Origin of the sequence: Companilactobacillus formosensis (assembly GCF_005405305.1) — a bacterium.
Classification (GTDB): domain Bacteria; phylum Bacillota; class Bacilli; order Lactobacillales; family Lactobacillaceae; genus Companilactobacillus; species Companilactobacillus formosensis.
The window spans coordinates 1-403 of record NZ_BJDU01000024.1 but is presented as its reverse complement, the minus strand read 5'-3'; the positions used below and the strand labels follow the sequence as shown (position 1 = coordinate 403).

The following is a 403-nucleotide window of genomic DNA, read 5'->3' as shown; positions in this document are numbered from 1 at the left end:
TTGACAAAATATGGAAATACATCCACTTTTATCGCGCAGTTTTCGGTGTTTCTTTAAATCATTAATTCTTAATATCCAGTTTTCAAGGTACGAGTTTGACATCTCTGTCAATGGAGGTTAACGGGATCGAACCGATGACCTCCTGCTTGCAAAGCAGGTGCTCTCCCAGCTGAGCTAAACCCCCATGGTACTATTAAATTTTCTGAGAATGGGCCTAAATGGACTTGAACCATCGACCTCACGCTTATCAGGCGTGCGCTCTAAACCAGCTGAGCTATAGGCCCGAAATGCGCCCGGTAGGCCTCTCAAAACTAAACAAAGTTTTAACGTTGTGTATTTCCGTTGATGCTAAGCATCATATCCTTAGAAAGGAGGTGATCCAGCCGCAGGTTCTCCTACGGCT

At 44.7% G+C, this 403-nt stretch carries 2 tRNA genes; both read right to left on the bottom strand.

Features of this window, described 5'->3' with window-relative positions:
• Window positions 1–111: 111 nt before the first annotated feature.
• Window positions 112–184 (bottom strand) — tRNA-Ala (locus FFM65_RS12035).
• Window positions 185–209: 25 nt separating this feature from the next.
• Window positions 210–284: transfer RNA gene (locus FFM65_RS12030), tRNA-Ile, on the bottom strand.
• Window positions 285–403 lie beyond the last annotated feature (119 nt).